Genomic DNA, 7,473 nt, shown 5'->3' with positions numbered 1-7,473 from the left:
ATGGCGGTACGTGTCTTTCCGCTGGCTACTTTGCTTACCCTTGCAATACGGGCATTCGGGCTCGTGTTGCCACCTTAATCCTTCCAGATATCCAATACAGGCTTCCTGAGTTGAAAATCTCGTAAATACTTCACTTACATTAATTTGCATAAATATACAAAAATTAAATGTCTATTCATGGGCTATTACTCTCTTGAGAGGGGCAAGGGGTGTGTTTTTCATTTAAAGGTTTTTACTGCTTCAATCAAAACCAAATTTTCTTCAGGCGTACCCACAGTAATCCGCAAACAGCCCTCGCATAATTCCACTTTCGAGCGGTCGCGCACGATAATGCCAAGTGCTACCAGGTGGTTATAAATGGCTTTGGCGTCTGTTGTTTTGGCTAAGATGAAATTGGCATCGGATGGGTAAATATCCAACACAAAGTCAAGGTCTTTTAAACCTAAAACCAGTTTATCGCGTTCTATCAGTGTTTGTTTTATCCATTCGTTTACCTGTTCAACATTTTGCAGGGCTTGTAAAACCAGTTGTTGAGTCGCCTCGTTAACATTGTAAGGCGGCTTTACCTTGTTCATCACTTCGATAATTTCTTCGCTGGCAAATGCCATACCCAGGCGTAAACCGGCTAACCCCCATGCTTTTGAGAGGGTTTGTAATATCACCAGATTGGCGTATTCGGTCAACTCCTGTATAAAGGTTTTTTGGCGGCTAAAGTTGATATAAGCCTCATCAACAACCACCAAGCCGTTAAAATTGGCGAGAAGCGTCTCCACATCCGAGCGCTCCATCGAGTTACCCGTCGGGTTATTAGGCGAGCAAACAAATATCATTTTGGTATGCCCGTCAATCGCTTCGGCAATACCTTCCAGGTTCAGTTGGTAATCTGCTGTTAGCGGCACTCGTTTGATGGCCACATTGTTGATATTGGCCGAAACCTCGTACATGCCATAAGTTGGGGGTACCAATATCACATTATCAACACCCGGCTCGCAAAAGCTGCGGAACAGGATATCAATGGCCTCGTCGCTGCCGTTGCCTAAAAATATATTGGGCACAGGAACACCCTTTATTTCGCTCAGCCGCTTTTTAACCGCAAATTGCATCGGGTCGGGATAACGGTTGTATTGCGCGTCCAATGGTGAGCCAAAAGCATTTTCGTTGGCGTCCAAATATACGCTTGCCTCGCCCTTAAACTCATCCCGCGCGGATGAGTAAGGTTTTAGCGTTTTAATGTTTTCTCTTATAATGTCGTTTACACTAAACATATCAATTGTATTTAAAACGTCATTGCGAGGAAGGAAGCAACCTCTGCGTGACAGGTCTCCGATAGGCATCCTCGATTTGCATGTATAGAGGTTGCTTCGCTATCGCTCGCAATGACGGTATTTATTATTATTTCATGCGGAGGCTCACAGCGTTCTTGTGCGCATGCAACCCCTCAGCTTCCGCCAATATCTCCACTATAGGCCCGATGTTCTGAATACCATCGGGCGTAATATGCTGGAAAGTGATCTTCTTTACAAACGAATCCACCGATACACCCGAATAGGCCCTTGCATAAGCGCTGGTGGGCAAAGTGTGGTTGGTGCCCGAGGCATAGTCGCCTACACTTTCAGGAGTTAAATTCCCTAAGAATACCGATCCAGCGTTGATGATATCGCTTGTTATCTGGTTCCAGTTCTCTGTCGCCAATATCAAGTGCTCCGGCGCGTACAGGTTGCTAAAAGTCATAGCCTGTTTCAGGTCATCCACCAAAACGGTGTACGAATTGGCTACAGCCTTGGCGGCGATCTCGGCCCTTGGTAAAACAAGGAGTTGTTTATTTAAAGCCTCAATGGTCTTATCAATAACGGTTTGTGATGTCGCTACCAAAATAGATTGGCTGTCAATACCATGTTCAGCTTGTGCGAGTAAATCTGCAGCCACGAACTCTGGATTAGCGGTATCGTCAGCTATCACCAACACTTCCGAAGGCCCGGCAGGCATATCAATGGCACAGGTGGTCGTCGATTGGATAATGGTCTTAGCCTTGGTTACGTATTGGTTCCCCGGACCGAATATCTTGTCCACAGCAGGGATGCTCTCCGTACCATACGCCATAGCAGCCATAGCCTGCGAACCTCCCGCAAGGTAAATGCGTTCGATGCCCAGCAATTGAGCCACATAGGCGACAAAGGCATTCACCTTACCATCTTTTTGCGGTGGCGAACACACCACGATCTCGTGACAGCCCGCAATACGCGCCGGTATCCCCAGCATCAAAAAAGTACTCGGTAAAACCGCCGTACCACCCGGGATATACAGGCCAACTTTTTCAATCGGCCTCAACTCGCGCCAGCAGGTAACGCCGGGCATGGTTTCCACCTCGTCCTCGGTTTTTAATTGCGCCTCGTGAAATTTTTTGATGTTATCGTAAGCGGTCTGTAGTGCCTGCTTTTGCTCCGGCAACAGGGTAGTGGCCAGCTCTGCAAGCTCTGCCTTATCCAAATAAAGCTTGGTTAACGTAACCTTATCAAACTTCTCTGCATAATCCACCAAAGCCTTATCGCCATGCTTGCGTACGTTAGCGATCACATCTTCCACAACAGCCCGAATCTCATTCGCCGGGTCAACATTGCGTTGAACCAGTTGTTTGAGTTCTGCAGTAGTTAAGTCGTTATACTTATATGCTTTCATTTTGTTGTGAGTTTCGTGTTGTGGGTTGTGAGTTAAGGCAGAACCCGTAACTCGCAACCCATAACCTGCAACTTAAACTATTATCTTCTCAATCGGCATTACCACAATACCTTGCGCGCCGGCTTGTTTTAATTTGCTTATTTTTTCCCAAAAATCGCGTTCCTGTATTACGGTATGAACAGCTACCCAATCTGGTTCGGCTAATGGTACTACCGATGGGCTTTTTACCCCCGGCAGCAATTCCACCACTTTGGAAAGATTTTCCTTGGCTACATTCAATACCACATACTTTGTTTCTTTGGCACGCAGTACCGATTGTATGCGCTCAATAAGTTCGGTTATCAAATCCTGATTTTCCAGATTTTTGTTGCCGATCAGTATCGCTTCAGATTTCATTACATCGGCAAACGGTTTCAGCCCGTTGCTTTTCAGCGTACCGCCTGTGGATACAATATCAAATATCGCATCGCTCAAACCCAAACCCGGCGAAATCTCCACCGAACCGGAAATCATGCGGATATCCGATTTGATGTTGTTGTCGGCCAAAAACTTGGCCAAAATAGCGGGATAGGAGGTAGCGATGGCTTTGCCTTCCAGATCCGACAGTTGTAAAATATCACTGTTGTTGGGTACGGCTATCTTTAGCGTGCATTTTCCAAAACCTAAACGTTGCAGGTAGTTTACATCAACTTCGGTCTCCTCGATCATGTTCTCGCCAACAATGCCCAAGTCGGCAATGCCGTCTTGCACATATTCGGGGATGTCGTCATCACGCAGGAACAAAATCTCCAAAGGGAAATTGGATACCGGCGATATGAGCGAGCTTTTATAGTTTTCGAAATTTAAACCGCAGTTTTTAAGCAGTTCAACAGACTTTTCATTCAAACGGCCAGATTTCTGGATCGCTATTTTAAGTGTTTTCACAAATTTGGTATTAAGGGTAGTAAACAGATGAACAGGTTATTAAAAATTAACATACAGATATGCGATCGTTACTTTGTACGATGATGCAGATGCCTTTGATGTATGTTAAAACCTTTCATTTACCGGAGGTAAGTTGAGGCAAAGATAGGGATATGTTGGAAATTTCAAAATATCGCATATTTGAATGCTAAAAAAGATCAGCATGTGAGCCGGCTCTAATCAGTATTATTTCATCTTTCGCAGTAATCTCAAACCAAATTATCAGCATATCGGGTTTGATATGGGCTTCCCAATTATCTTTATAATTACCTGAAAGTTTATGCGGCCGATGCTTTTTATCAATCCCTTTAGCGCCATCGTTCGCCAGAATAGTTAAGAAATCAATAATAAGCCCTTCGTTCTTAATAGCGCGCTTTTTAAGGGTCTTAAGATCTTTTTTAAACTGGTTAGTGGGTATTAAGGTAAACATTATATGGATTTGACAAACGAAGCAACATCCGTAATTGGGTCACTTAATCCTTTGCCATTGCGGGCATCTTCTATAGTTTGCTTAGTTAAAGTGTTAGGTGTTTTTGATTTTTTTGTTTTTGATGCAGAATCAATAGTTACCCCTAATTCTTTTAGGAGTTGTTTAACCAACGCACTCTTCTTTTCCGGTATATTTATAATCAGCGTTTCCATAAACAAATATAAATAATTTTTAGCTTCTACATCTGATCCCGTACTTCAAGTAAAAAGCTCTTGATACTTTCCAGCGAGGCAATAATGCTTTGGTTGTCTTTAGTAACGTTCAGGTTTTGCTTTAAATAATCCTTGGCGCCTTGTAGGGTATAACCTTTGTCGTTAATAAGGTTAAAGATGATCTTCAGGTTCTCAATATCCTCTGGGGTAAAGTAACGGTTGCCCTTTTTGTTCTTTTTGGGTTGCAGTATGTCGAACTCCTTTTCGTAAAACCGCAATAAACTCTGGTTCACATCAAACATGGCCGCAACCTCGCCCATGCTGTAGTACATTTTGGATATCTCGCGTTCTTTGTAAGGCATAGGGCAAATTTAAGTCTTTAGACCTAAGTCTTTAGTCATTAGCCTAAAAATATTTCAAATAACTTTTGACTTAAGACTTCAGACTCAAGACTTCGGACTTTCCAACGAAAAACTATCTTTGTACCCACATATACATCCACATGACAGCTCAGGAAATTCGCCAGGCTTTTTTAGATTTTTTTGCTTCCAAAGGACATGTTATCGTCCCCTCGGCACCTATCGTAGTTAAAAACGACCCTACACTGATGTTTACCAACGCGGGCATGAACCAGTTTAAGGATATATTTTTGGGAGAAGCGCCTGTAGTGAATAGCCGTGTGGCCGATACCCAACGCTGTCTGCGCGTATCGGGCAAGCATAACGACTTGGAGGAAGTAGGTATCGATACCTATCACCATACTATGTTCGAGATGCTGGGCAACTGGAGCTTTGGCGACTATTTTAAGAAAGAAGCCATTGCCTGGAGCTGGGAACTGTTGACCGAAGTGTATAAATTAGATAAGGACCGCCTTTATGTATCCTACTTTGAAGGAGACGAAAAAGAAGGCCTGGCCGCCGATACCGAAACGCTCGACCTGTGGAAACAATACGTAGCCGCCGACCATATTGTAAAAGGCAATAAAAAAGATAACTTTTGGGAAATGGGCGAAACCGGCCCCTGCGGCCCCTGCACTGAAATACATTATGATAGCCGCCCGGATGCGGAACGGAAACAAATAAAAGGCGAAACCCTGGTAAATGGCGACAGCGATCAGGTGATAGAGATCTGGAACAACGTGTTTATGCAGTTTAACCGCCTAAAGGATGGTAGCCTGCAGCCACTGCCTGCCAAACATGTGGATACCGGCATGGGCTTTGAACGTTTGGTGCGTGTAATACAGGGCAAACGCTCAAATTATGATACGGATGTGTTTATGCCGTTGATACAGTTTATTGCCGAGAAAAGTGGTGTTCCTTACGGGAAGGAAGAAAAGACCGATATTGCGATGTGTGTAATGGCCGACCATATCCGTGCAATCAGTTTCGCTATTGCGGATGGACAGTTGCCTTCAAACAACAAAGCAGGTTACGTTATCCGCCGTATTTTACGCCGTGCGGTAAGGTATTCTTATCAATATTTGAATTTCAAGGAACCGTTTTTAAACCAATTGGTGCCTTTGTTGGCGAATCAGTTTGATGGTGTATTTGAAGAACTGGTGAACCAAAAAGCTTTTGTTCAAAAGGTGGTTTTGGAAGAAGAAACTGCTTTTCTAAGGACACTTGGGAATGGTATCGCAAAATTTAATTTATTTGTTGCTGGTATTAATACATACAATAAACCCGATATGATTGAGGCGCAAAACATTGGCCCGTTTGACCTCGTCGTTGACGGTGCGACCGCCTTTGAATTATCGGACACATTTGGTTTCCCAATCGATTTAACCGAATTAATGGCGCGCGAAAAAGGGCTGACTGTCGATATCGAAGGCTATGAAGCCGCCCTCCAACAACAAAAAAACCGCTCCCGCGCCGCTACCGCCATTGATACCGGCGATTGGGTGATTTTGAAAGACGAGGAGAGCGTTGAGTTTACCGGGTATACCGAAACAGAAACGGTTGCCCGTATAATAAAATACCGCAAGGTAAAGGCCAAAGGCAAAGAGCAGAACCAAATTGTACTGGATAAAACCCCTTTTTATGCCGAAAGCGGCGGGCAGGTAGGCGATACCGGCGAACTGGTTTTCCCGGATGGGGAAGTGATTGAGGTAACGGATACCAAAAAGGAAAACGGCCTGATTGTGCACTTTGTGGACGAAATGCCCGAGCAAAAAGAGCTGAGGGACGCGCTCACTGCTATTGTTGATAAACAAAAACGCATCAGCACCAATAGCAACCACTCGGCTACGCACTTGTTGCATGCCGCCTTAAAACAGGTGTTAGGCAGTCATGTCAACCAAAAAGGCTCATTAGTGAACGATGAGTATTTGCGTTTCGATTTCTCGCACTTCAGCAAGGTAAGCGATGAAGAAATTGCTCAGATTGAAGCCTTGGTAAACGAAAAGATACGCGCCAATATTGATGTTGAGATTCGCGAAGTACCCAAAGAGGAAGCTTTATTGATGGGCGCCAACGCCCTTTTTGGCGAAAAATATGGTGATGTTGTACGTGTGGTGATAATGGATATGGCCTTTAGCAAGGAGCTTTGTGGTGGTACGCACGTGGTATCAACAGGGCAGGTAGGTTTCTTCAAAATCATTTCCGAAAGCGCCGTAGCTGCCGGCGTTCGCCGTATCGAAGCCATTACAGGTATTGCCGCGCAAAACTATATCAATGCCCAAAGCAAACTGATACAGGAGTTGAAAGCCTTGCTGAACAACCCGAAAGATATTTCGAAAGGTATTGAAAGCCTGCTGGAGGAAAATAACCAACTGAAAAAAGAAATCGAGAAATCGGTCATGGAGAAAGCATCCGGGTTAAAAGATGGCTTAGCTCAAAAAGCCGAGCATATAAACGGCATCAACTTCATCGCCCAAAAGGTGGACTTGCCCAATGCCGATGCGATAAAGAATTTGGCTTATAGCCTCAAGGATATCGTAACTGATATGTACCTGGTGCTGGCTGCCGAAATTGACGGTAAACCAAGCCTTACGGTGATGTTGTCGGAGAATTTGGTAAAAGACAAAGGTATGGATGCCGGCAAAATCATCCGAGAATTGGCTAAAGAGATTGGCGGCGGTGGCGGTGGCCAACCTTTTTATGCAACGGCTGGTGGTAAAGATGTTGCAGGTTTGCAAAAGGCTCTGGATAAAGCTAAGGGCTTTATCGTATAGTCAAATCAATTGCTCATTAA

8 protein-coding genes are annotated in these 7,473 nt (G+C 44.4%); 1 reads left to right on the top strand and 7 read right to left on the bottom strand.

Annotation, left to right across the window (positions count from 1 at the left end):
- The 7 genes from QZX97_RS19115 to QZX97_RS14995 all read right to left on the bottom strand — a co-directional run.
- The coding region (locus QZX97_RS19115) for a transposase (protein ID WP_363152640.1) at positions 1 to 150 on the bottom strand (150 nt) is incomplete at its 3' end.
- 68 nt (positions 151 to 218) lie between these two features.
- Positions 219 to 1,265, bottom strand: a complete 1,047-nt coding sequence (hisC, locus tag QZX97_RS15020; protein ID WP_295649669.1) for a histidinol-phosphate transaminase — start codon at positions 1,263 to 1,265, stop codon at positions 219 to 221.
- 127 nt (positions 1,266 to 1,392) lie between these two features.
- Positions 1,393 to 2,676: a histidinol dehydrogenase gene (hisD, locus tag QZX97_RS15015; protein WP_295649666.1), complete on the bottom strand. Its 1,284-nt coding sequence runs from the start codon at positions 2,674 to 2,676 to the stop codon at positions 1,393 to 1,395.
- A 72-nt stretch (positions 2,677 to 2,748) separates the two neighbouring features.
- Positions 2,749 to 3,600: an ATP phosphoribosyltransferase gene (gene hisG / locus QZX97_RS15010; protein ID WP_295649664.1), complete on the bottom strand. Its 852-nt coding sequence runs from the start codon at positions 3,598 to 3,600 to the stop codon at positions 2,749 to 2,751.
- Positions 3,601 to 3,787: 187 nt separating this feature from the next.
- Positions 3,788 to 4,069, bottom strand: coding sequence for a type II toxin-antitoxin system YafQ family toxin (locus tag QZX97_RS15005; RefSeq protein ID WP_295649662.1), 282 nt, complete (start codon positions 4,067 to 4,069; stop codon positions 3,788 to 3,790).
- Positions 4,069 to 4,281: a hypothetical protein gene (locus QZX97_RS15000; RefSeq protein WP_295649659.1), complete on the bottom strand. Its 213-nt coding sequence runs from the start codon at positions 4,279 to 4,281 to the stop codon at positions 4,069 to 4,071. The genes QZX97_RS15005 and QZX97_RS15000 overlap by 1 nt, the downstream gene beginning before the upstream one ends.
- Positions 4,282 to 4,307: 26 nt before the next feature.
- Positions 4,308 to 4,643: a MerR family transcriptional regulator gene (locus tag QZX97_RS14995; RefSeq protein ID WP_295649657.1), complete on the bottom strand. Its 336-nt coding sequence runs from the start codon at positions 4,641 to 4,643 to the stop codon at positions 4,308 to 4,310.
- Between the two features lie 140 nt (positions 4,644 to 4,783).
- Between QZX97_RS14995 and alaS the strand changes: the two genes are divergently transcribed.
- The gene (gene alaS, locus QZX97_RS14990) at positions 4,784 to 7,453 is read left to right on the top strand and encodes an alanine--tRNA ligase (RefSeq protein ID WP_295649655.1); all 2,670 of its coding nucleotides are present in this window, start codon (positions 4,784 to 4,786) and stop codon (positions 7,451 to 7,453) included.
- Positions 7,454 to 7,473 lie beyond the last annotated feature (20 nt).

The sequence above is a fragment of the uncultured Mucilaginibacter sp. genome (assembly GCF_903893715.1).
GTDB lineage: Bacteria > Bacteroidota > Bacteroidia > Sphingobacteriales > Sphingobacteriaceae > Mucilaginibacter.
The sequence above is the reverse complement of the archived record's forward strand: the minus strand, read 5'-3'. Positions and strand labels throughout refer to the sequence as shown.